Consider the following 21,677-nt stretch of genomic DNA (forward strand, 5'->3'; position numbering starts at 1 on the left):
ATGAAAATCAACAAATTACTAGTATTAGCCTTATTAACAAGTATTTTTATTACCTCTTGTAGTGAAGATAGCGATGATAATCCAGTGGTGCCAAAAGGCGATTATGAAAATGGATTAATAGTTTCTCACGAAGGTAATTTTGGGCAAGGAAATGCCTCTGTATCTTTTGTGTCAGATGATTTTTTAACAGTCGAAAATAATGTTTTTAGTAACGTAAATGGCGCACCATTAGGAGATACGGCACAAAGCATAACTTTTAGTGATGACTTAGCGTATATTGTTTTAAATGTTTCTAATAAAATTGAAGTTGTAAACCGTTATACATTCGAGTCTGTTGCTACAATTAATTCGGGATTAGTTAATCCACGATATATGACGATTTCCAACGGAAAAGGGTATGTTACAAATTGGGGAGACGGCGGTGATTCTACTGATGATTTTGTGGCTGTTATAGATTTAGCAACAAATACCGTTTCTAATACCATTCATGTAGGTGAAGGGCCTGAATATATTTTAGAAAAAGGGTATATGTTATACGTCTCACATAAAGGAGGTTGGGGTGTAAACAATATTATTTCTGTAATTGACACAACAGACAATAATGTTGGAACTTTAGAAGTTAACGACGCTCCGGGAGCAATGGCCTTCGATTCCAATGGGAACTTAGTTGTTTTATGTAGTGGTGCTAATCAGTATTGGTTAACTCCAGCGGTAGAAACTTTGGCTTCAATTACTCGTATAAGTACAAACAATTCGGCTATTTTGGATGTCATGGAGTTTGCCAGTGGAGAGCACCCAAGTATAATGACTCATGACGATGATGAATTGTTTTATATTTTAAATGGTGAAGTATACGAATTAGAGGATAGTAGTGATGCGTTACCAACCACGGCTATTTTGGATGTATCATCAACTAGCGCCTATGGAATTTCTGTGGAAGATGATACGTTATACGTAGCCAACTCTAATTTTACAGAAGAAAGCGATTTACTTATTTACGATTTAGATAGCGCATCTCTTATGGAAACCATTGAGTTATCAATTGGAGCTGCTAAAATTTATTTTAATTAAAACCAATTAATTATAAAGAAAATTTAACCACTAAAGTTATGCTATGGCTATGATTTTAAGGGGTTAATATTAGAAAGTAAATAACAACATATAAGAACAGTTGCATTTTTGTGACTGTTTTTTTTACACCAAATTTTAAAAATTATGAATAAAAACACCCTCAATTTAGTACTTTTTTTACTGTTTAATTTATCTGTAATCGCACAATCTTACGCCCCAAAAGCAGGAGCAGAAGGCACCACAGCTATTCATCGCGATTCTGAAAATTTTATAGCTTGGGCAACAGGAGTTACCGTAGTTCGCGGACCTCAAAATATTACAAACCCTACTGGAGATATGGCTAATGTTGGCGTGCCAGAAAATGCCGAGGGTAAATCTAATGGGCAAATTGTAAGTCTTGGCGATGGTGGTTCGGCAATTTTAACCTTCGAGAATGCCATAAGTAATACCTCTGGTTTTGATTTTGCTGTTTTTGAAAATAGCTTTAGCGATACGTTTTTGGAATTGGCTTTTGTTGAGGTGAGTTCAGATGGTGTAAACTATTTTAGATTTCCTTCGCATAGCCAAACGCAAACCGATACGCAGGTTGGAGGTTTTGGTAGCGTAGACCCTACGTATATTAATAATTTAGCTGGAAAATATAGAGCGAGTTATGGCACGCCTTTTAATTTGGATGATATTCAAGATCATGTTTTGTTAAATAAAAACGCAATTACTCATATTAAAATTATTGATGTAATTGGAACTATCGATCCTGCTTACGCCACTTACGATAGCTACGGAAATATAGTAAACGATCCTTATGCAACGCCGTTTGGGTCGTCGGGTTTCGATTTGGATGCTGTTGGGGTTCTTAACGCTGCAACCTTAAGCGTGAAAACTACTAATAAAAATGTACTGGCACTATACCCTAATCCGGCTTCAAGTCATTTTTCTGTACCCCAATCGGGAACCGTATCTATATACTCGGTTTCTGGACGTTTAGTACACAAGCAAATTGTTAGTAATGCTGCAGTTTTGGTGGATATAAACCAGTTAATGCCGGGTGTTTATCTAGTGAAATTATCGAATAAAACGGGTGTGTATACCCAAAGATTAATAAAGAAATAACTTTACCTATTTTATGTTATTTGAAGGAAGGCTGCCTATTTTGGGCAGTCTTTTTTATGTTGTCATTTATCTATAAGATGATAAAACTTAACAAAATTACTGGTTTTGAAATTTAGAAAAGTGTTTTACCAACCTGCGAGGTCTCCAAGACCTTGTAGGTTTACTTTTTTTTGTATTCTATATCTACAAGGTTTTTAGAAACTTGCAATACCTATAACCTAAAACAAGTATTATAATTTAATTGAAGGACAACTAATTAATTCTAAAAAATAAACTTTATTATGAAAGTTTTATCTTTAACCCCGACTTACAATACCCATAATTACAAGTAATGAAACTAATTGAATACTTAACAGGTCAAGGTGGCATGATGCTTCTAGGCTTAATTGCTATAACCGTGTTTGTTATAAGAAAATATAAAGAGAAACGCTATTTTAAAGATGTTGAAAGGCGTATAAATAATAGAAATAAAAGCCAAGGTTCTAAATAAAACCTTTTTTTATTTAGGGGATTAAATCGCAGTACCAAACACCATAATTATCTGCGGAACACACCGAGTCATCATTAGTTTTTGGTGCGTTATATTTTCGGAATACTTTTTCGCCAATAGTGAATGTAACGGGGTTTTTAAAAATAGGCCCATCAAAACAAAAGGTATGAAACTCGCCGTTTTCTCCGCAAGGGTCTACACCTTCGGGTAGGTTTTCTATAAAGTTTTTATCTATTACGGTTCCAACAAAATCTTCATTAAAATATTTTGAATTGGCACAAACTACAATGGTTTTAAAACCTAAATCTAAAAAGTCGTTTAATAGTGCTTTGGTGTCCTTTTTCCAAAGCGGAAATACAGCAGTAAAGCCTTGTTTTTCCAATTGTTGTTCTCTATAGGTTCTTAAGTCTTCTAGAAATATATCGCCAAAAGCGGTATGCGTAAAGCCTTCTTTTTTTAGTCTTGAAGTAGTTTCAAGCATCTTTTGTTCGTAAACGGCCATACTTGGCATTTCCGGTAATTCAATTAAACTTGCAGGAATGCCAATAGCTTTGGTTTGCGCAATAAGTAATTCCTTTCTTAAACCGTGCATAGAAACCCGATTATAATGGCTATTTACGGTTGTAATTAACTCGTTTACAGTAAAACGATTGTCTTGTAATAGGTAATGCAGCGCTAAAGCAGAATCTTTACCAGAGCTCCAGTTGAAGTAGGTTTTTAGTGTTTTCAATAAAATAGGTTTTAGTCGATAATCATGCCACCTTCAAGTGGGTTTAATTCATTACTCTCCATTAATAATTTAAAGGATTGAGCAGATTTCGATTTAATGGCTTGAAATTTAGCCATTGAGTCTTCGATATCTGCAAGAGCAAGTGCTAGCATAGGTTCATTTACATCGCCTAAAACGCCATAATTAAGTGGGTTTTCGTCGTACTCAAAACCTATTGAAGGCGGTAAACCATCACCCGGAACGGTTTCATTATTTTTATTAACGCCATTGGCTATTAAAGGTTGCATAGCGTAGGTGTGACTTGGGTTTGCACCTTGTCTGCCAAAATCTGGAGAATCGTACAGTGTTCTTGAGGCCTGTGTTTTACCAACCGTATTGCTTCCTATTTTAACCACATTTTCTAAATAAGGTTCTAAACCATTTATTAATCCTTCGCTTGCCGAGGCAGAACTACCTGTGGCTAATACGTATATTTTGTTTAAACCTAAACTGTTTATTGTAGTACCATCGTCTAACTTACTAGCAAAATTAAAATCGGTATTATTGTTTTGTAAAGTACTATTGTATATTAATTTTTCGAAAACTTCGCCAGTGTATTGACCGGTAATCATACTAGCTAAATATGCCGTTGTACTTACCGAACCGCCTGGGTTGTAGCGTAAATCGACCACTAAATGTTGCACGTTATTAGATTTGAAATCTGCAAAAACCGTATTTAATTCATTTTCTGAACCAGATGTAAATCCATTGTACATTAGGTAACCCACATTTTCGCCACCTACATTTATAATTTGAGTGTCGTAAATAGGATCTTCGGTATATTGAACTTTTCCAACGGGTATATCTTCATTTAATGGGTCTATGCTATCGTCGGTAGTTTCTGCAGTATTTTTATCATTATAAAACCCTAGGTTAAGCGTATAGGAGTCTTGACCAAGTAGCGTTCTTAAATTATTGTTAGTAAGTCTTTGGCCATCTATGGCATAAAATATATCGCCACGTTTTAAACCCGCATTATCCGCAGGACTATTAGGCAGTACTAAGCGTATAACTCCAAAACCTTCCGTTGCACTATTTGGTGCTGCAAATAAGGCATATTCCATACCATTTGTTATGGTGTTACCTTGAAATTGTTGCTCTAAGGCAAGGTAATCGTCTACAATCCAACTAAACCGATCTACAGTGTCTGGTTGGTATAAAAAGCTATTAAATAAATTGAATGGCGAATCGAAACTGTTTAAAAATGCTCTGTATTCGGCATTATTTGAAAATCGGTTATCTGCCAAATTAGGGATGTTGTCTTTATATAAATAAAAAATATTCATGCCGCTATATACAAAATCGTTTATATCGTTGTCTGTAGCAGCAATATCATCGTTATCTTCAAAGCAATTGGTAAAAAGAAGGGCTGCAAATATTAGTATTAGTGCATTTAACTTATTCATATTTTACAATTTTATATAGGTAGTCGGTAAAACTTTAAAAATACTTACATTATTGCTTAATACCGAATGAATTTTAAAAATCATTACTAATAAAGTTGAATTATAGTTTAGGTAAAGGAAATGTAAACGTATTTAGTCGGTTATTTTTAAGAGTATTAGGTATACAGCCTATTCTTGTTTAAAAATATAGATATTAGTTGGCGGTTTTGCTGTAATTTGGCGGATACACTCGCGTAAGGGATTGAGCAATTGTTGGAGCTCCTCTTTGAGAGCGACTTGTGAAAGCCCGACCCGACAGGGTTACGCCCAAATTTTAAAATTATTTTTAATTGCTGTGTAACAAAACAAATACTGTGTCGTCGTAATAGAAATAGCCGTAACCAAGCTGTTTTATTTAAACCAAACCAAAATGACTCAAAAGGAGTTTTTAAATATTGTAATGCCTTTTAAGGATAAAGTATTTCGATTAGCGAAACGCTTGTTAATATCCACAGAAGAGGCCGAAGATGCCACGCAAGAGGTGTTGTTGAAATTGTGGAATAATAAGGTGAAAATTGCCGAGTATAAAAATGTTGAGGCTTTTTCTATGACGATGACCAAGAATTACTGTTTTGATAAATTAAAATCGAAACAAGCACAAAATTTAAAACTAGTGCATAGTAATTATGAAGAGAAAAATACGCCTTTACAAAAGCAAGTAGAATTAAATGATAGTGTGAATTGGGTAGGGAAAATTATAGCCGATTTACCAGAACAACAAAAAATGATAATCCAATTACGAGATATTGAGGATTATGATTTGGATGAGATTGCAAAAATGCTGGATATGAATAATACAGCAGTACGTGTAGCCTTATCGAGAGCAAGAAAAACAATAAGAGAAAAATTAACAAATACACACAGTTATGGTGTTAAATAATATAGAAAAATTACTAGAAAAGTACGAAAACGGTGAGTCATCGCTTAAAGAAGAGCAGCAGTTAAAAAACTATTTTTCGCAAGAAACTGTAGCGCCACATTTAGAAGTGTACAAGCCTATGTTCGCATATTTTTTGGTAAACAAGCAAGAGCAATTTACTAAAGACGTTCCATTAAAAACAACACGTAAATATAATTACAAATGGATTTCTGTCGCAGCAGTAGCAGTGCTTATGCTAGGGTTTTATTTTGGTACTACATTAGGTCAAGGTGATTTAGGTACGTATGAAGATCCCGAATTAGCGTTTAATGAGTTTTCGAAATCTATGGAAATGATTTCGTCTAAATTTAATAAAGGCGCAGCAACGGTTAGCTATCTTAATGAGGTGAGTAAAGGAACTTCGACACTAGGATACCTTAACGAGGTTGAAAACACAACAAGTATAATTTTTAAAACGTATTAAAGAAATGATCACAAATAAATTAAAAACAAGAACAATGAGAAATAAATTAATAGTATTCGTAATGGCCCTGATGTTAGTACCCTTAACAGGTATGGCACAGAAAGATATTTTTGAAAAATATAGTGACAACTCCGATGTTACTTATGTATCGATAAAACCTAAAATGTTTCAAATGATAGCCAAAATGGGTATTAATATTGACGATGCCGAGGCTAGAGCCTATATGGATATGGTGCAAAGTATAACTAGCTTTAAAACTATTGTTACCGATAATAAATCTATTGCAGCCGATATTTCTAAATGGGTTACATCGCGCTCTGGTGGCTTAGAGGAATTAATGGAAGTTAAAGATGATGGCAGCGAGGTTAAGTTTTACGTAAAAGAAGGTAAAGATGTAGACCATGTAAAAGAGCTATTAATTTTTGTAAACGGCATTGATAGTAAAATGGAAGATAAAATTGAAATTAACGGTAAGGAACGTAAAATTGAAACTGTAGTGGTATCGCTTACTGGAGATATTGATCTTAATCAAATCTCGAAACTTACCGATAAAATGAATATTCCAGGTGGACAACATCTTGAAAAAAATAAATAAACCATCAATTAATCAATCATGAAACGAACAATCAAACTTTTAGCAATCGCATTAATTACCGCAGTTAGTTTTACTAGCTGTGGTAATGATGTGAGTTTGCAACGCTATTTTGTAGACCACCAAGAGACTAAAAACTTTATTTCGCAAGATTTTCCTTTATCTATGATAGAGATTGATAAATCTAATTTTACCGAAGCGCAAGAAGAGGCTTATAACTCTGTAGATAAATTAAATTTTTTAGGATACAAATCCGATAGTACAGATCTAGAAACATTTAATACCGAAGTAGCAAAAGTAAAAGCTATTTTAAGTAATAGTAAGTATAATGACCTTATGGAGTTTAGCGATAGGGGTAATAAAATAGCAGTTAAATATTTAGGAGATGATGAGGATACCGACGAGTTTATTGTTTTTGGTAGCCATACAGAAATGGGTTTTGGTATTGTTAGAGTATTAGGAGACGATATGAATCCTGAAAAAATGATAACTTTAATGGAGACCATGAAACAAGCAGACCTAGATAAGGCGCAATTAGATAATATTATGAATTTCTTTAAATAGATTATTAATTTTAAAACATTATAGTAACAAAAAAGCTTCCAATTTAGGAAGCTTTTTTTTGTTATATACTATAGTGGTATTCTATTTTATTCTTGATTGTTCTGTTTTCGCTTTTTAGTAAGTATACTTAAAACAATAGTAAAAAAGATAATAGTAAGTACCGTTAAAACAACAAAATTGTCAAGGGTTTTAAGAACCCCAAACACAAAAATACCAGCAATCATAAGTCCTGTTAGTATTAAAGCTTGTTTGTCGTTTATCATAGTTTAAATATTAAATACCTGTGTAATTACTAGGTGTAATTTGTTTTAATTCGTCTTTAATTGCATTAGAGACTTCTAAGGTATCAATAAAATTTGATATAGAATCTTGGTTTATTTTAGAGTTGGTTCTCGTTAAGCCTTTTAAAGCTTCGTAAGGGTTAGGATAACCTTCGCGACGCAAAATAGTTTGAATAGCCTCGGCTACTACCGCCCAATTATTTTCTAAATCCTCAGCAAATTTACCTTCGTTTAAAAGTAATTTGTTTAAACCTTTTAAAGTCGATTTAAAACCAATTAACGTATGTCCAAAAGGAACACCAACGTTTCTTAAAACCGTACTATCTGTTAAATCACGTTGTAATCTAGATACAGGTAATTTAGCCGAAAGGTGCTCGAAAATAGCGTTTGCAATTCCTAAGTTTCCTTCAGAGTTTTCAAAATCTATAGGGTTTACTTTGTGTGGCATTGCAGAGCTTCCAACCTCACCAGCTTTAATTTTTTGTTTAAAATAATCCATCGATACGTAGGTCCAAATATCTCTATCTAAATCTAAAACAATGGTATTAATACGTTTTAAAGTATCAAACAAAGCAGCCATATGGTCGTAATGCTCAATTTGAGTGGTAGGAAACGAGTGTTGTAAACCTAATTTTTCTTGTACAAACTGTCCTCCAAAAGCTTTCCAATCAATGTTTGGGTAAGCCACATGGTGCGCATTAAAATTACCCGTTGCACCACCAAATTTGGCGGCACTTGGTATATCGTTTAATAAGTTAAATTGCTCTTCTAAACGCACTACAAAAACTTCAATTTCCTTTCCTAAACGGGTAGGAGATGCCGGTTGCCCATGCGTTCTAGCCAACATTGGTATGTTTGCCCAGTCTTTAGATAAGTCTTTTAGTTTTTCTAAAATTATTAAATATTCAGGCACATAAACATTATTCATTGCCTCCTTAATACTTAAAGGAATAGCCGTATTGTTAATGTCTTGCGATGTTAAACCAAAGTGGATAAATTCCTTAAATTCAGATAATCCTAAAGCATCAAATTTCTCTTTTATAAAATATTCAACAGCTTTTACATCATGGTTAGTAACGCTTTCAATTTTCTTTATAGCCAAGGCATCTTCCGATGAGAAATCATTATAAATCGCTCTTAAACTCTCAAAAACACCAGTATCAACAGCTTTAAGTTGAGGTAACGGAATTTCGCAAAGCGCAATAAAGTATTCAATTTCTACCAAAACACGGTACTTTATTAAGGCTTCTTCAGAGAAATATGGCGCTAATTCACTTACTTTACTTCTGTATCGACCATCAATTGGCGAGATGGCGTTTAATGCTGATAATGACATAATTTTTGTTTGGTTTTAAGAAGTTGCAAAGATAGAAAAGAAAGTTAGAAGTACGAAGTTACAAACGCTAAGATTAAAGCAAATTCATAGTAATCTCGGTTCTGCTAACTAAATATTTGGGCGTGCCCCAAGGGTCGGGCTTTCCGCTAAATCTTTTTTTGCCATTTATGGCAGCAAAAAAAGGATACCCCTTCAATCCCTCACGCGGGTTTATCTGCTAAAGCTATACTATAACTCAAGCAAATGGACGTTTCGGTTACTTTTGTTTACGTTTAATCTTTTTCAAAATATGGCGTGCTCTAGCTTTATAGGCCGCACTTTGTTTCGAGAAATCGTCCTGCAAAATACGTACAAGTTCGGGGTGTACCCAATCTTTAGTAATACCAAACATATAAAGAGTGGTCATACCATAAGCTTTAGGGGCTACCTTAACATCGTTAATCATATAATCAAAACAGGTTTCTATAATACGTTCTATATGGGATTGGGTTAAATTTGTTTTAATAAGATTGTCCGTTTTTGCGGTATAAGCCGTAGCCAAAAATTCGCAAATTTTAGCTACAGGTCGTACTGCCGATTCTATTTTTACCTTGTGCATATTCTCCGTAAAAACATCTAAATACGGCACAATGGTTTCAATATTATGGTTGCACATAAACTCGAAAACCCAAGCAGCACGAGGCGAAATTTTATCATCAACTCTAAAAAGGATATCCAATAGCCTAGGAATCAATTCCGGATTATCTTGCATTAAGTTTGCGTAAAATAAGCGCTTTTCCCGCGAGTGGTTTACGTAATTTAATTCCTTATAAAGTTGCTCTGTAGTCAAAAGGTTTTCTTATTTTTAAATTCTAAAATTAGGCAAAATGAAAATAACAAAAAAAATACTCATTCTACTTTTAATTGTATTTGTAATAGCTCAGTTTTTTGGGCCGGAGAAAAATCAAGGTGATTTAGCGTCTATTGATGCTTTTATGGCAGAAACCAATCCGCCAGAAGATGTAGCAATTATTCTAAAAGATGCCTGTATCGATTGCCATAGCAATGTTACCAAATATCCTTGGTACAATAATATAACACCTGTAAATTATTGGTTAAACCACCATGTTGAAGATGGTAAAAAGCATTTTAACATGTCTAATTGGGAAGGGAATTCCATAAAACGAAAAGATCATAAGTTCGAAGAACTTATAGAAATGGTTGAAGAAGGCGAGATGCCTTTAAACTCTTATACTTGGACGCATAGCGAAGCTAAACTCAGCGAAGCTCAAATAAAATCGGTTATTGATTGGGCAAAATTAGTTCGCGTAAAATATGGTTTAGCTCCTAAGCCGGAGTAAGCCCCAAACTATCCTTCCCCAAAGAGAAGTGAAAGCAGGATTAATAATAGCTCAAATTACACGCATTATAACAATGAATTCCAAATACCAAGGAGATATGGTTCTGCGTTGGAATTTGGTTTTTTAGATTTTGAGATTTGGAAATTTTTATGAAGAAAAATTTACTTATTATAGGCTACGTATGGCCAGAACCTAAAAGTTCTGCGGCAGGAAGCAGAATGATGCAACTTATTGATGTTTTTCAGTCGGAAAACTATATCATAACCTTTGCAAGCCCTTGTGCCAAAAGTGACAATGCTTTTAACTTAAACAGTATTGGCGTTACACAAGTTTCCATTGCTTTAAATAACACTTCTTTCGATGATTTTATAAAAGACTTAAACCCAAATGTTGTGCTTTTCGATAGGTTTATGATGGAAGAGCAATTTGGTTGGCGCGTTACCGAACACTGCCCGAATGCCTTAAAAATTTTAGATACCGAAGATTTACACTGCCTACGTAAAGGCAGACACCAAGCTTATAAGGATAATAAACCGTTTAATAAAACCTACTTATTTAGCGATACTGCAAAGCGCGAAATAGCAAGTATATATCGTTGCGACATAACCTTAATTATTTCGCAAGCCGAAATGGACATTCTAAAAAATGATTTTAAAATGGACGAGGCATTGTTACTGTATTTACCTTTTATGCTAGAACAAGTTTCTAATCATGATATAAATGCCTTTCCTAAGTTTGAAGCTAGAGCACACTTTATAAGCATTGGTAATTTTTTGCATGAGCCTAATTACAATGCTGTGCTTTATTTAAAAGAGACTATTTGGCCATTAATACGAAAAGAATTACCGCAAGCCGAATTACATATTTATGGTGCTTATGTATCTCAAAAAGTGACCCAGCTAAATAATAAAAAGCAAGGTTTTATAATTAAAGGTTTTGCTCCCGATGTTAACACGGTTATGGAAAACGCCAAAGTATGTTTAGCGCCAATTAGGTTTGGAGCGGGTTTAAAAGGAAAAATAGTAGATGCTATGCAAAAGGGTACGCCTATGGTAACCACTACCGTTGGGGCAGAAGGAATGTTTGGCGATTTTGAACCTAACGGCTTTATAGAAGACGATGCTAATTGCTTTGCAAATAAGGCCATTCAATTGTACAACAACGAATGGTTTTGGACAGAGAAGCAGACCAATGGATTTTCTGTAATAAACAATCGATTCAATGCGCAAAAACATAAAATCATGTTTGTATCGCGAATTGAATCGATTATTAATAATTTAGATATACATCGTCAACATAATTTTATGGGGCAAATGCTACATCATCATAGCATGCAAAGCACCAAATTTATGAGCCGATGGATTGAAGAGAAGAATAAAGCCTAAGCAGTTACCTCACTCTTTTTAATTTTTCTGTAAGTAAAGGAGTTAAAAATGTTTCGTTTACCAAAACGTGTTTGCTTATCCGATTGCGAAAATTTAATGTACAACGCTTTGTTTACACCAAAAAACTCGTAAGTATTGCCATCTAAAAAAGTAACTTCTAAAAGTAACCCTTTATGTTGCCAATCCATTATTGGTGTAGAAATAGTCGTATTAAAGTCTTCTAAATTAGCAGCTTTAGTTTCTGGAGCGATACTAACTAAAAAGTGATAACCATCAATAATTTGTCGGCTTTTTAATTCGGCCTCAACAGCTTTAGGATCACCTGCTTGAAATTTGTCTGGGTGCCATTCCTTAACTAAATTTCTATATTTAGATTTAAGAAATTTTAAACTCATGTCTTGTTCTACTTCAAACAATTTCTTGTATTCGTTAATGCGCTTCATCTGTTACTTCGGTATTTTTTTAAATAGTGCGCGAAGATAGTCTTTATAGTTTACAGTTAGCCTAATTTATTTTACACAATATAAAAAAAATAACGACTATAACTTATAAGCAACCAGTGTGTTACAGTTTAGCATTTAATACGTTCCACTTTAAATTCTTGGTGAATTGGGTAAACTGCTGGTCCAAATTGATTAAATACGGCAACATCGGCAGCATCCAAACCATAACCAATAGCTACATAACCACCTTTAGGACCATTTTGAGTAGCATCAAAAGTATACCAACGACCACCAACATAAGCTTCGAACCAAGCGTGCATATCCATGGGTTTTAATTCGTGTAAATACCCAACTACCATACGCGCCGGAATACTTAAACTTCTGCATAACGCGATTCCTAAATGTGCCAAATCTCTGCAAACACCGCATTTTTTGTTGTAAACCTCTGTTGCCGAAATAGGGTAGGCAGTACTGCCAGGAATAAAACTAATGGTATTCCGCAACCAATCTTCAATAGCGGCAACTTGATTAAACCCCGGTAAGTAGTTTGCGGTAATGCTTGTTGCTAAATCGTTAAAACGGTCGGATTCGCAATATCTACTAGGTAATAAATAGCAAAGTAAATCGTTAGGTAAATTTTGTATTTCAACAAAAGGGGCTCCAAAATCTAAATCTAAAACTTCCGAGGTTTCTACATCGGCAGTGGTGTATATTGAAAGTTGTCCGGCTGGTGCTAGTATGCGTTGGCACAGATTTCCGTAATCGTCTGTAAATTCCGTAATGGGTGTATTTGGCGTTATTTTAAATTCATCGCGCTCAATCCATTGTTGTGCGCCACTACGCGGACGTAACATTAAAATAAATGGGGTTGGAATTTCTATATCGAAAACCAAATTACAACTTACTCGTAACCACATAATTAAAATGTTTTAAATACTGATTTTGTGCCTTAATTGGAAGTATTCCAAATGTAGTGGATTTAAGTTTTAAAGCTGGTGGTTATTATGTATTAAAAGGACGAAAAACTATTATACTAGCAAAAATGCCTGTTTAAAATGATTATTGTGCGGTATTTAGTAGTTCTATCATTTTGCGTACACCAACCGTAGCTGTGTTTTTAATGACAGTTAAATTGCTATGGCTCGTTATACTCGGTTTTGGATCTATAAAATACGTTGGTGTGTTTTTTGGAACATAATGCATTAAGCCTGCAGCAGGATACACTTGCATAGATGTACCAATAATAACTAAAATATCGGCTGTTTCACATAAGCTAACGGCTTTTTCAATCATTGGTACATCTTCGCCAAACCAAACGATGTGTGGTCGCAGTTGGTGTCCGTTTTCGCAAACATCGCCTAAAACCAAATCTGTTTTCCATTCTCGAATTGCTTTGGGGTTTTTAGTGCTTCTTACTTTTAGTAATTCGCCATGCAAATGAATCACATTTGTACTTCCAGCACGTTCGTGCAAATCGTCTACATTTTGAGTTACAATGGTTACTTTATAATCCTGCTCTAAATTAGCCAAATCTATATGTGCTTGGTTGGGTGTTACTTCAAGCAATTGGCGACGACGTTGGTTATAAAAATCTAAAACCAATTCTGGGTTGGCTGCAAAACCTTCGGGAGTTGCTACTTCCATTACCTCGTGTCCTTCCCATAAACCATCGGCATCTCTAAAGGTTTTTATGCCACTTTCGGCACTCATACCCGCGCCTGTAAGTACTATTATATGTTTCATTGTTTGTGCCTTTTAGTAATTCTTGTATTTAATGGAACAGAATCAAAGATACTAAGTATTCATTTTTATTAATGATAGAAAGTTTATTAGTTTTGTGATATGACTGACCTAAAACTCCTAGAACACTTAGAAACGTATTTAACCGAACACCGTAAAAATCGTTTTCACGACGTTTTACAAGAACGCACTAAACATTTTACTGTAGCCACCGAAGATGTGTACCAACTGCATAACACGAGTGCAGTAATGCGAACTTGTGATGTATTTGGAATACAGGAGTTAAATATTGTTGAAGAAGTAAACAGCAAGAGCATTGACCGAGAAATTGCTATGGGTGCTCAAAAATGGGTAGATTTAAATCGATACGGTAGCGTTAAGCATTGTATTAAGGATTTAAAACTAAATGGCTACCAAATTGTGGCTACTACACCACATACGGACGATTGCGAACTCTATGATTTTGATGTAACTAAAAAGTCTTGTTTTTTCTTTGGACGGGAAACCGAAGGCTTATCGAAAGAGGTTTTGGATGAAGCCGATTGTTATTTAAAAATTCCTATGGTTGGCTTTACCGAGAGTTTAAATATTTCGGTTTCGGCTGCTATTATTTTACAACATGTAACAAGTAAGCTCAAAAAAACCGCTATTAATTGGCAACTTACCGAACAAGAAATTTTTGAAAAACGTTTAGATTGGTGTAAAAAAACAATTAAAAGCCATGACGAGATTGTAGAGCGGTTTTACGAATTGAAAAAATAGTTATCTTTATAGGAATCAACTTTTTAAAAGCGGAAATCATGAAAAAAAATATGGTAGGCTGGTTTGAAATTCCTGTGACTGATATGGATCGAGCTAAGGCGTTTTACGAAAATGTATTTCAAGTAAAAATAGATATTCAGGATTATGGCGAAATGGTAATGGGATGGTTTCCTTTTACCGAAGGAACCGAAGGCGCTGCAGGTACTTTAGTTAAGCAAGACTCTTATACGCCAAGTCATGAAGGTACATTGGTTTATTTTATGAGTGATGATGTGCAAATTGAATTGGATAGAGTAGGAGGTGCTGGCGGTAAAATACTGCAAGCTAAAACCGAGATTTCTCCGGAACATGGTAATATGGCTATTTTTGAAGACTCGGAAGGTAATAGAGTAGCTTTACATTCGATGGTTTAACACTGCCTTAACAGGTTTGCCCGCGTTAGGGATTGAAAAGGAAAGCCCACAGCCCGACGTAGGAGGTGCGAGGACTTGTATTGAAAAGCCCGACCGCCTGTCCTGAGCAAAGCCGAAGGGTGTGGTAACCTGCCTGCCGGCAGGCAAGTGCCCAAATAATTAAGTTAAATTTTTCTGCTACGACCGCGGCTTAGCAGCTTATACTCTTCGTAACACTCGCTTATGGCGTCTAGTATTTGTAGATCGTTAGCCGTTTGTATAAAGCCTTTAGAGTAGTTACACTGACTAACAATTTCGTCTAGATCGACACGCTCTACTTGTAGTAAAACGGTTAGCATTTCGCGATCGAAACGAGAGGCCAAAAGGTTCCTGATTTCGTCGTCTTGCTTCATTTTTTTAAGCTTACGCAGTTCTGTTTCTTTTTTACCAAACATACGGTGTAAAAAATCGGCAGGGTTAAATATAGACCCAATAACCTTGGTTAGTCCAGACTTTTTGCTGGCCTCGTAACCAGAGCCTTGTAGCCCAGAAATACTGTAGCGATAATTGGTGTTAATGTCTGGTACTTGCTTAATATCGACTTCTAAATAACCGGTAAGGCTTAGTTGGTTTACAACCACTTCTTCTAGCGCTAAAGCCAATTCGGTAAGTGCTATTTTAGAGCTTCCAAACTTTATCCAGTCGTTAGTTACACGCACTTTTATAGATTTAAAACCTAAATAGGATAGGTGTAGGGTGTCGTTAGCTTTTGCAGTAATTGCAAATTCACCTTCCTTATTTGTAGTGGTACCAATAACTTGGTTTAGGTTAACAATATTAACGCTTTCTAGAACAGAATCGTCGGCCGAATTAATAATTACACCTGACACTTTCCCTTGCTCTTGTGCTATACCAATAGCAGAAGTTATAAGAAAGGTAAAAAGTAAGATATAATTTTTCATAGGCCTAAATTGCTTACCAAAAGTAATAAACAAAACGGCAATAAATTGCCGTTTCGTTTTATTTTGACTTAAAATTAACAAAAAAGTTTAATTCCTAATTTTCTAGGATTAACAAATTTATGGTAAGCTTGACACTTAGCATCAAGCGTTTTTTAAATTATCGTCTAGAACGTCTTGGTCTTGAACTTCCGAATTCGCTAGAGTCTGAGCGACGTGGTTTTGAATCTCCACCTTCACTTCTGCGTCTATCACTTCGGCTTCCAGAAGAAGCGCCTTTTCTGTCGTCACGTCTTCCGCCACCACGTCTGTCGTCTCTTCGTTTTCCACCGTCGCGTCTTCCGCCACCGCGTCTGTCGCCGCCTCTTCCGCCACCGCGGTTTTCAGAAACTTCAACATTTACAAAACGTCCTTCGTGTTTAAAGTCGGTAAAATGTGCTAATACTTTCTCTTTAGCTTCATTTTCTGTATTAAAGAAAGAAAAAGATTCTTTAGTTTCCACTTTAAAAACATCGTCTCTACCTAGTCCTAATTGCTCTTTTAAGAAATCTTTTAAAGACATCCAATCGAAACCATCTTTAGAACCTACGTTAATAAAGTAACGTGTAGAGTCGTTTTTACCACCTCTAAAATCGCGTCCGCCATCACGTCCACTATCAAAAGAGCCTTCGGCAATATTTAAGTTTTTAGATTTGTTGTAGTAATTATAGAAACGTGTAAACTCTACAGAGAAGAATTTTTTAATTAATTCATCTTTATCCGTATCAGCGAACAATTCGTTAATACTTGTTAAGTGCTTATCTATTTCGTGGTTAATTTCGGTATTGTGAATTTTATTTGCAAGCGACATTAATTGTACTTCGCAAATATCGGCGCCATCAGGAATATCCTTTTTATCGAACTTTTGGTTTATAATACGCTCGATACTTTTAATTTTACGAACCTCACTTTTAGAAACTATTACCATTGAAACTCCAGTTTTTCCGGCACGACCTGTTCTACCAGAACGGTGTGTGTAGGTTTCAATTTCGTCTGGTAATTGGTAGTTAATTACGTGTGTAATATCATCTACATCAATACCACGTGCAGCAACATCGGTTGCCACAAGCATTTGTATTTGTTTGTTTCTAAACGATTTCATTACCAAATCTCTTTGGTTCTGGCTTAAATCGCCATGTAAAGCACCAGCGCTATAACCATCTTCAATTAAGTTTTCGGCTACTTTTTGAGTATCACGTTTTGTTCTACAAAAAATTACCGAAAATATATCTGGATTGGCATCACTTAAGCGTTTTAAAGCTTGGTAACGGTCTCTGGCGTTTACTAAATAGTACTCGTGCGATACATTACTTGTACTTTCATTTTTCTTACCAACAGTAATTTCCTGTGGGTTATTCATGAATTTTTTTGCAATTGTTGCTACCTCGCGAGGCATAGTTGCAGAAAATAACCATGTGTTTTTATCTTCTGGAGTGTGCGATAAAATATCTGTAATATCTTCCTTAAACCCCATGTTTAACATCTCGTCTGCCTCATCTAAAACCGAATATTGGATTTTAGAAATATCGACCAAACGACGGTTAATCATATCTTTCATTCTACCAGGCGTAGCCACAATAATTTGTGCGCCACGTTTAATATCTCTTGCTTGGTCCGTAATACTAGAACCACCGTAAACGGCAACTACATTAAGGCCTTTACAATATTTACCATACAATTTCATTTCGTTGGTAATTTGTAAACAAAGCTCTCTAGTTGGCGATAAAATTAAACCCTGCGTAGTGCGGCTAGAAACATCAATTTTTTCTAACATAGGGAAACCAAAGGCAGCCGTTTTACCTGTTCCGGTTTGGGCTAGTGCCACTAAATCGGTTTCAGATTCTAATAAAATTGGGATTGCTTTTTCTTGTACTTCACTAGGTTTTTCGAATCCTAAATCGGTAATTGCTTGTAATAGGTCGTCATTAAGACCTAAATCTTTGAATGTGCTCATTTTGTTATGTATGCGATTTGTTATGTGGTGTTACATAAAGAAGCGAATCGACATACTTAACTTAAACTTCCAGTAACACATCCTCACTCTGAGGAATAAAAACTCGTCTTGAGTTTCAGTCGGCAAAGATACACTATTATTTTTGATTGACGATAAACCATTTTAATTTACCAATTTTAGGCTAGAAATTAAATTCTTTTTGGGCGTTTTAACACGCTTTCACTACTCAATCTTTTTGCGAAGCAACCCAGCGTTGGCCTAGTGTTCTCGTTATAATTAAGGTTGTGGGTTATATTAAACAATCAGCATTAAAATTTCGCAAAAAGGATTTCAAACAGGCCGTTCAATCGTTAACGCACATGGAGGTATAAAACAACAAAACGGAAAGTACGAGCATTTTAGTAACGTTTTTTTAAAGTATTTTTTGAATGTCTAGAAATGCTTTTATTAAAGTCATTTAAACATAAAAGCGGTTTGAATTAAAACTCAAACCGCCATTACTAATGCACGTTCTTAAAAGGGAATTTTTTTTATGCTATCCAACAATAAAACTACGCTCGCTAAAGGCAGGAATATTTGGGCTGCCATCGTAAAAATAAGTGATGTCTTCATCCTGTTCTACTAAACCTAAACTATACAAAACAGGAAGAAAATGATCTGGTGTTGGCGATGCCAAATGGCCTAAGCTATGGCTAGTTTTATAGTGTATTAAATTTTTAAAATTTCTATGGTCAATTTGTTGCTTTAACCAATAGTCGTATTCGGCTTCCCATCCATAAATCTTCGTATCACCAGTTTGCAATTTCTTCATGGCAAGCGGAAGGTTATGTATAAGGGCGCCGCTTCCAATAATTAGCACGCCTTTTTTGCGTAAACCTTGTAATTGCTTCCCTAAATTATAATGCTGTTGTGGTGTTGCCGTGTAATCTAAACTTAATTGAAACACAGGAACATCGGCCTTAGGAAACAAATGCATTAACATGGGCCACGCGCCATGATCTAAACCCCAATCTTGGGTGTCGGTTATTTCCGGAATTATTTTATTTAATTCTTTTGCTAATTCCGGTGCACCGTGGGCGTTGTATTTTGGATCATAATAATGCTCTGGAAATCCATAATAATCATAAATCTGTTTTTGTATAAGCGAGCTATTTACAAAAGTTCCTTTGGTTTCCCAATGCGCAGAAATTACAACAACGGCTTTTATATCATGTTTAGCCCTAAGTGTTTTGCCCAAATTAGATAAAGTGGCCCAAAACGGACATTCATTTGTGCTAAGCGGAATATCCAAAGGGCTACCGTGAGAGGTAAATAAAACGGGCGTTTTCTTACTTTGGGTTTTTAAAGTATCTGTATAGTGTTTAAAGCCACTTAATGTACTCATAGCTAAAAAATATAAATTATTGTCGTTGTAAATTGTTCGCGTTTCACATAGTAATTGTTGGTAAACGATTTTTATTTAGCTTGTATAGGCGCTTTTTTGCTTCTTCCCCAAGCAATAAACAAAAATATAGCCATTAAAACTGCATTTACACCTATTGCCGAAAACTCACCTCTTACGGCATGAAAAATAGCGGCAAAAACCATAACAACAGCTAAACCTAAGGCTGCCCAAGTAGTTAAAAATGGTTTAAAACGGAATGCCGATGGTATTATTAAACCTATGCCACCCAATAATTCACTTATACCAATAAATCGCACTAAGCCTTCTGGTACCGTAGTAACCCAAGGTAACGATTCTGTTAAGGCTTCAATTGGTTGAAAAGCTTTCATTGTTCCTGCCATAATAAACATTAACGCTAGTAGCACTTGTGCAATCCAAAGTATGATGTGTACTGTTTTGTTTCTTTTTTGAATTTCCATTATTTTTTTAAGATTTTAATTATAATGGCAAAATTCAGGTAACAGGTCCTTTTAAAAAATAAGATATCTTAAGAAATGGTGTTTTTTTATTTTTTTGCAATTTTCCTTCTAATATCGCTTAAATATTCTGGCGTAACACCAATATAAGCTGCAATAGATTTAAGAGAAAGTCTGTTAACTAAAGACGGATAGGTTTCAATAAAATCGGTGTATCGTTGTTCGGAAGTGGCGCTTAATAAACCAATTATACGTTTGTTTGAGGCTATTAAGTTATTGCGAAACTTAATAGCCATTTCGACTATTATATCCTTGTCTAAATTATCAATATCTTCAAAATCAGAATTACTTAAAAACAAAACTTCCGACTCTTCAATGGCTTCTATAAAAACCATAGAAGGGACTTTATTGGCTATACTATCTAAATCTGAAACCATCCACTTTTCTGGAGCGAACTGCATAATCCGCTCTTTTCCTGTGCTATCTATTACATAACTTTTTAGGCAACCTCTTTTTACAAAATAGCCATATTTAGCTATTTCACCTTGACTAAGCAGAATGTCTCCTTTGGATAGGATTTTAGATTTTGTGGATTTGAAGTGCTTCATGTTAATTGGTTCAGTGGTTTTAATTATCCATGGATGGTCAAATATACGGATAGTATAGTTTTGTGTACGAGGATTTTTGTGGGGGCAGTTAGTATACAAAACAACTAATACTGGTTTAGCTGAAACTAGCAATTTTTTATATACGGCTTAAGTGTGCGGTTATTTTTTTCTTTTTCGTTATTGTGTCGTACAGAAAGTCTTTCGTGATTATCAATTCCGTATTATCATATTTACTATTATCATAAGTAGATTCCGATGCTTTTTTTATCGTGTCATTTATTTTTAAATATAGTATTTCAGATTTTATTTTTTCGTTACTATCAAAAGTAGAAATTGTAATTCTAAATGGCTCTTTCGATTCATAAGTTGATTCAATCATTTTTCCATTTAGGTATTTCATTTTTCGTTTTTGCAAAGTGTCGTTGTCAAATATTAAATATCCTAGTATGGATTCTCCATTTTTATTATATTCTGTATAATTCAGAGAATTAATAGAATCTGTTTTAGATGTTATAAATAAACTTTCTTTTTTTCCATCACTATCATATTTGTAGTCATAATTCATAGAGATTGTGTCATTTGGACTTTCAGAAGCTATACTTATCATTTGTGCGTTTACAATTACGTTGTCTTTATTAACAAAGGTTTGAAAGATTGATTTATATTCTTCATTTATTTTAGTTTCTTGATAAAATAAATCTTCATCGTTCCTAAAATAACTGTGTTGTATTGGCTGTCCATCTACTTTAGGTAAATATTCTTTTAATGTGTAAAGGGTTTTTTCATTATCATCTGTTTTAGTTTTGACAATTGAAATTGTATCAATAATGTTTTCATTATCATCGATTGAAACTTCAAATGTCGTTTTTCTAAAATTCAATTTGTCGATTTTCTTAATGAGAGATTTGTTATCAGTCAAAAGGTCAGATTGACAAGATTGAATTATGATTATTAGTAATAAAAGTAGTAGACTTTTTCTCAAAGTTTGTTGGTTTGGGTTAATTGCACACAACTCGTTACATAACATCTTTTATTACTCATACCCCGCAACTAAGTCAGGATGTAGTATGCTTTGTGTTATAAGTGCCTCGTAAATATAATTAATTTTCTTACACCAATAAAGCCGTTTTTTCAACTGGTTTAAATAAACTTTAAAGTTTCATAAAGATATTTGTGATGAGGTTTTTATAAACC

25 protein-coding genes are annotated in these 21,677 nt (G+C 34.7%); 11 read left to right on the forward strand and 14 right to left on the reverse strand.

Going from position 1 to position 21,677, the window contains the following annotated elements:
- From HNQ90_RS06175 to HNQ90_RS06185, 3 genes are all read left to right on the forward strand, one after another.
- Nucleotides 1-1,071, forward strand: coding sequence for a YncE family protein (locus HNQ90_RS06175; RefSeq protein ID WP_144117008.1), 1,071 nt, complete (start codon nt 1-3; stop codon nt 1,069-1,071).
- A 144-nt stretch (nt 1,072-1,215) separates the two neighbouring features.
- A complete protein-coding gene (locus tag HNQ90_RS06180; RefSeq protein ID WP_172625893.1) occupies nt 1,216-2,181 on the forward strand; it encodes a T9SS type A sorting domain-containing protein in 966 nt (321 codons plus the stop codon).
- Between the two features lie 331 nt (nt 2,182-2,512).
- A complete protein-coding gene (locus HNQ90_RS06185; RefSeq protein WP_172625894.1) occupies nt 2,513-2,671 on the forward strand; it encodes a hypothetical protein in 159 nt (52 codons plus the stop codon).
- A gap of 13 nt (nt 2,672-2,684) precedes the next feature.
- Here the strand turns inward: HNQ90_RS06185 and HNQ90_RS06190 are convergent, their stop codons facing one another.
- Together HNQ90_RS06190 and HNQ90_RS06195 are read right to left on the reverse strand one after the other, a co-directional pair.
- On the reverse strand, nt 2,685-3,401 hold the full coding sequence (locus HNQ90_RS06190) for an adenine nucleotide alpha hydrolase (RefSeq protein ID WP_144117010.1): 717 nt from the start codon (nt 3,399-3,401) through the stop codon (nt 2,685-2,687).
- Between the two features lie 11 nt (nt 3,402-3,412).
- A complete protein-coding gene (locus tag HNQ90_RS06195) occupies nt 3,413-4,846 on the reverse strand; it encodes a S41 family peptidase (RefSeq protein ID WP_144117011.1) in 1,434 nt (477 codons plus the stop codon).
- A gap of 409 nt (nt 4,847-5,255) precedes the next feature.
- Between HNQ90_RS06195 and HNQ90_RS06200 the strand changes: the two genes are divergently transcribed.
- The 4 genes from HNQ90_RS06200 to HNQ90_RS06215 are packed head-to-tail and all read left to right on the forward strand — an operon-like array spanning nt 5,256 to nt 7,384.
- A complete protein-coding gene (locus tag HNQ90_RS06200) occupies nt 5,256-5,765 on the forward strand; it encodes an RNA polymerase sigma factor (RefSeq protein ID WP_092852056.1) in 510 nt (169 codons plus the stop codon).
- Nucleotides 5,752-6,228: a hypothetical protein gene (locus tag HNQ90_RS06205; RefSeq protein WP_144117012.1), complete on the forward strand. Its 477-nt coding sequence runs from the start codon at nt 5,752-5,754 to the stop codon at nt 6,226-6,228. The genes HNQ90_RS06200 and HNQ90_RS06205 overlap by 14 nt, the downstream gene beginning before the upstream one ends.
- A 34-nt stretch (nt 6,229-6,262) precedes the next feature.
- Complete coding sequence (locus tag HNQ90_RS06210; protein ID WP_144117013.1) at nt 6,263-6,823, forward strand: DUF4252 domain-containing protein; 561 nt, start codon at nt 6,263-6,265, stop codon at nt 6,821-6,823.
- Between the two features lie 18 nt (nt 6,824-6,841).
- The gene (locus HNQ90_RS06215; RefSeq protein WP_144117014.1) at nt 6,842-7,384 is read left to right on the forward strand and encodes a DUF4252 domain-containing protein; all 543 of its coding nucleotides are present in this window, start codon (nt 6,842-6,844) and stop codon (nt 7,382-7,384) included.
- Nucleotides 7,385-7,470: 86 nt separating this feature from the next.
- Here HNQ90_RS06215 and HNQ90_RS06220 read toward each other — a convergent pair whose 3' ends face one another.
- The 3 genes from HNQ90_RS06220 to HNQ90_RS06230 all read right to left on the reverse strand — a co-directional run bounded on the left by HNQ90_RS06220 (nt 7,471) and on the right by HNQ90_RS06230 (nt 9,830).
- Nucleotides 7,471-7,647: a hypothetical protein gene (locus HNQ90_RS06220; RefSeq protein WP_172625895.1), complete on the reverse strand. Its 177-nt coding sequence runs from the start codon at nt 7,645-7,647 to the stop codon at nt 7,471-7,473.
- 10 nt (nt 7,648-7,657) lie between these two features.
- Nucleotides 7,658-9,001: an adenylosuccinate lyase gene (purB, locus tag HNQ90_RS06225; protein ID WP_144117015.1), complete on the reverse strand. Its 1,344-nt coding sequence runs from the start codon at nt 8,999-9,001 to the stop codon at nt 7,658-7,660.
- 256 nt (nt 9,002-9,257) lie between these two features.
- Nucleotides 9,258-9,830 carry an adenylosuccinate lyase gene (locus tag HNQ90_RS06230; RefSeq protein WP_144117016.1) on the reverse strand — a complete coding sequence of 191 codons (573 nt, stop codon included), beginning with the start codon at nt 9,828-9,830 and terminating at the stop codon, nt 9,258-9,260.
- Nucleotides 9,831-9,867: 37 nt separating this feature from the next.
- Here HNQ90_RS06230 and HNQ90_RS06235 point away from each other — a divergent pair, with 37 nt between their 5' ends.
- Both HNQ90_RS06235 and HNQ90_RS06240 read left to right on the forward strand, forming a co-directional pair.
- The gene (locus tag HNQ90_RS06235) at nt 9,868-10,341 is read left to right on the forward strand and encodes a heme-binding domain-containing protein (RefSeq protein ID WP_144117017.1); all 474 of its coding nucleotides are present in this window, start codon (nt 9,868-9,870) and stop codon (nt 10,339-10,341) included.
- Nucleotides 10,342-10,490: 149 nt separating this feature from the next.
- The gene (locus tag HNQ90_RS06240; RefSeq protein WP_144117018.1) at nt 10,491-11,726 is read left to right on the forward strand and encodes a glycosyltransferase; all 1,236 of its coding nucleotides are present in this window, start codon (nt 10,491-10,493) and stop codon (nt 11,724-11,726) included.
- Here the strand turns inward: HNQ90_RS06240 and HNQ90_RS06245 are convergent.
- The 3 genes from HNQ90_RS06245 to HNQ90_RS06255 form a co-directional block, all read right to left on the reverse strand.
- A complete protein-coding gene (locus HNQ90_RS06245) occupies nt 11,723-12,169 on the reverse strand; it encodes a KTSC domain-containing protein (protein WP_144117019.1) in 447 nt (148 codons plus the stop codon). The two genes, HNQ90_RS06240 and HNQ90_RS06245, sit on opposite strands and share 4 nt — an antisense overlap.
- 128 nt (nt 12,170-12,297) lie before the next feature.
- Nucleotides 12,298-13,086: a transglutaminase family protein gene (locus tag HNQ90_RS06250; RefSeq protein ID WP_144117020.1), complete on the reverse strand. Its 789-nt coding sequence runs from the start codon at nt 13,084-13,086 to the stop codon at nt 12,298-12,300.
- A gap of 142 nt (nt 13,087-13,228) precedes the next feature.
- Entirely contained in the window at nt 13,229-13,912 is a 684-nt protein-coding gene (locus tag HNQ90_RS06255) for an SIR2 family NAD-dependent protein deacylase (RefSeq protein WP_144117021.1), read from the reverse strand.
- Nucleotides 13,913-14,011: 99 nt separating this feature from the next.
- On the opposite strand from HNQ90_RS06255, the gene HNQ90_RS06260 reads away from it, so the two are divergent.
- Together HNQ90_RS06260 and HNQ90_RS06265 are read left to right on the forward strand one after the other, a co-directional pair.
- Complete coding sequence (locus HNQ90_RS06260; RefSeq protein WP_144117022.1) at nt 14,012-14,671, forward strand: TrmH family RNA methyltransferase; 660 nt, start codon at nt 14,012-14,014, stop codon at nt 14,669-14,671.
- Between the two features lie 38 nt (nt 14,672-14,709).
- On the forward strand, nt 14,710-15,084 hold the full coding sequence (locus tag HNQ90_RS06265) for a VOC family protein (protein WP_144117023.1): 375 nt from the start codon (nt 14,710-14,712) through the stop codon (nt 15,082-15,084).
- A 164-nt stretch (nt 15,085-15,248) separates the two neighbouring features.
- Here the strand turns inward: HNQ90_RS06265 and HNQ90_RS06270 are convergent, their stop codons facing one another.
- The 6 genes from HNQ90_RS06270 to HNQ90_RS06295 all read right to left on the reverse strand — a co-directional run bounded on the left by HNQ90_RS06270 (nt 15,249) and on the right by HNQ90_RS06295 (nt 21,363).
- The gene (locus HNQ90_RS06270) at nt 15,249-16,025 is read right to left on the reverse strand and encodes a carboxypeptidase-like regulatory domain-containing protein (protein ID WP_144117024.1); all 777 of its coding nucleotides are present in this window, start codon (nt 16,023-16,025) and stop codon (nt 15,249-15,251) included.
- A 157-nt stretch (nt 16,026-16,182) separates the two neighbouring features.
- Entirely contained in the window at nt 16,183-18,015 is a 1,833-nt protein-coding gene (locus HNQ90_RS06275; protein ID WP_144117025.1) for a DEAD/DEAH box helicase, read from the reverse strand.
- 535 nt (nt 18,016-18,550) lie between these two features.
- Entirely contained in the window at nt 18,551-19,399 is an 849-nt protein-coding gene (locus HNQ90_RS06280) for a dioxygenase family protein (RefSeq protein ID WP_144117026.1), read from the reverse strand.
- A gap of 71 nt (nt 19,400-19,470) precedes the next feature.
- Nucleotides 19,471-19,878, reverse strand: coding sequence for a DoxX family protein (locus HNQ90_RS06285; RefSeq protein ID WP_144117027.1), 408 nt, complete (start codon nt 19,876-19,878; stop codon nt 19,471-19,473).
- Between the two features lie 86 nt (nt 19,879-19,964).
- Complete coding sequence (locus tag HNQ90_RS06290; protein ID WP_144117028.1) at nt 19,965-20,483, reverse strand: Crp/Fnr family transcriptional regulator; 519 nt, start codon at nt 20,481-20,483, stop codon at nt 19,965-19,967.
- A gap of 136 nt (nt 20,484-20,619) precedes the next feature.
- Nucleotides 20,620-21,363, reverse strand: a complete 744-nt coding sequence (locus HNQ90_RS06295; protein ID WP_144117029.1) for a hypothetical protein — start codon at nt 21,361-21,363, stop codon at nt 20,620-20,622.
- Between the last annotated feature and the right edge of the window lie 314 nt (nt 21,364-21,677).

This window comes from Algibacter amylolyticus (assembly GCF_014202225.1).
Taxonomy (GTDB): Bacteria; Bacteroidota; Bacteroidia; order Flavobacteriales; family Flavobacteriaceae; genus Algibacter_B; species Algibacter_B amylolyticus.

Bases quoted from the DNA above. Each gene is read 5' to 3' on its own strand.
- HNQ90_RS06290 (WP_144117028.1), bottom strand. From the start codon at position 20,483: ATGAAGCACTTCAAATCCACAAAATCTAAAATCCTATCCAAAGGAGAC.
- HNQ90_RS06175 (WP_144117008.1), top strand. From the start codon at position 1: ATGAAAATCAACAAATTACTAGTATTAGCCTTATTAACAAGTATTTTT.
- HNQ90_RS06185 (WP_172625894.1), top strand. From the start codon at position 2,513: ATGAAACTAATTGAATACTTAACAGGTCAAGGTGGCATGATGCTTCTA.
- HNQ90_RS06260 (WP_144117022.1), top strand. From the start codon at position 14,012: ATGACTGACCTAAAACTCCTAGAACACTTAGAAACGTATTTAACCGAA.
- HNQ90_RS06200 (WP_092852056.1), top strand. From the start codon at position 5,256: ATGACTCAAAAGGAGTTTTTAAATATTGTAATGCCTTTTAAGGATAAA.
- HNQ90_RS06280 (WP_144117026.1), bottom strand. From the start codon at position 19,399: ATGAGTACATTAAGTGGCTTTAAACACTATACAGATACTTTAAAAACC.
- HNQ90_RS06205 (WP_144117012.1), top strand. From the start codon at position 5,752: ATGGTGTTAAATAATATAGAAAAATTACTAGAAAAGTACGAAAACGGT.
- HNQ90_RS06180 (WP_172625893.1), top strand. From the start codon at position 1,216: ATGAATAAAAACACCCTCAATTTAGTACTTTTTTTACTGTTTAATTTA.
- HNQ90_RS06220 (WP_172625895.1), bottom strand. From the start codon at position 7,647: ATGATAAACGACAAACAAGCTTTAATACTAACAGGACTTATGATTGCT.
- purB (WP_144117015.1), bottom strand. From the start codon at position 9,001: ATGTCATTATCAGCATTAAACGCCATCTCGCCAATTGATGGTCGATAC.
- HNQ90_RS06215 (WP_144117014.1), top strand. From the start codon at position 6,842: ATGAAACGAACAATCAAACTTTTAGCAATCGCATTAATTACCGCAGTT.
- HNQ90_RS06285 (WP_144117027.1), bottom strand. From the start codon at position 19,878: ATGGAAATTCAAAAAAGAAACAAAACAGTACACATCATACTTTGGATT.
- HNQ90_RS06195 (WP_144117011.1), bottom strand. From the start codon at position 4,846: ATGAATAAGTTAAATGCACTAATACTAATATTTGCAGCCCTTCTTTTT.
- HNQ90_RS06265 (WP_144117023.1), top strand. From the start codon at position 14,710: ATGAAAAAAAATATGGTAGGCTGGTTTGAAATTCCTGTGACTGATATG.
- HNQ90_RS06245 (WP_144117019.1), bottom strand. From the start codon at position 12,169: ATGAAGCGCATTAACGAATACAAGAAATTGTTTGAAGTAGAACAAGAC.
- HNQ90_RS06270 (WP_144117024.1), bottom strand. From the start codon at position 16,025: ATGAAAAATTATATCTTACTTTTTACCTTTCTTATAACTTCTGCTATT.
- HNQ90_RS06250 (WP_144117020.1), bottom strand. From the start codon at position 13,086: ATGTGGTTACGAGTAAGTTGTAATTTGGTTTTCGATATAGAAATTCCA.
- HNQ90_RS06275 (WP_144117025.1), bottom strand. From the start codon at position 18,015: ATGAGCACATTCAAAGATTTAGGTCTTAATGACGACCTATTACAAGCA.
- HNQ90_RS06235 (WP_144117017.1), top strand. From the start codon at position 9,868: ATGAAAATAACAAAAAAAATACTCATTCTACTTTTAATTGTATTTGTA.
- HNQ90_RS06240 (WP_144117018.1), top strand. From the start codon at position 10,491: ATGAAGAAAAATTTACTTATTATAGGCTACGTATGGCCAGAACCTAAA.
- HNQ90_RS06255 (WP_144117021.1), bottom strand. From the start codon at position 13,912: ATGAAACATATAATAGTACTTACAGGCGCGGGTATGAGTGCCGAAAGT.
- HNQ90_RS06210 (WP_144117013.1), top strand. From the start codon at position 6,263: ATGAGAAATAAATTAATAGTATTCGTAATGGCCCTGATGTTAGTACCC.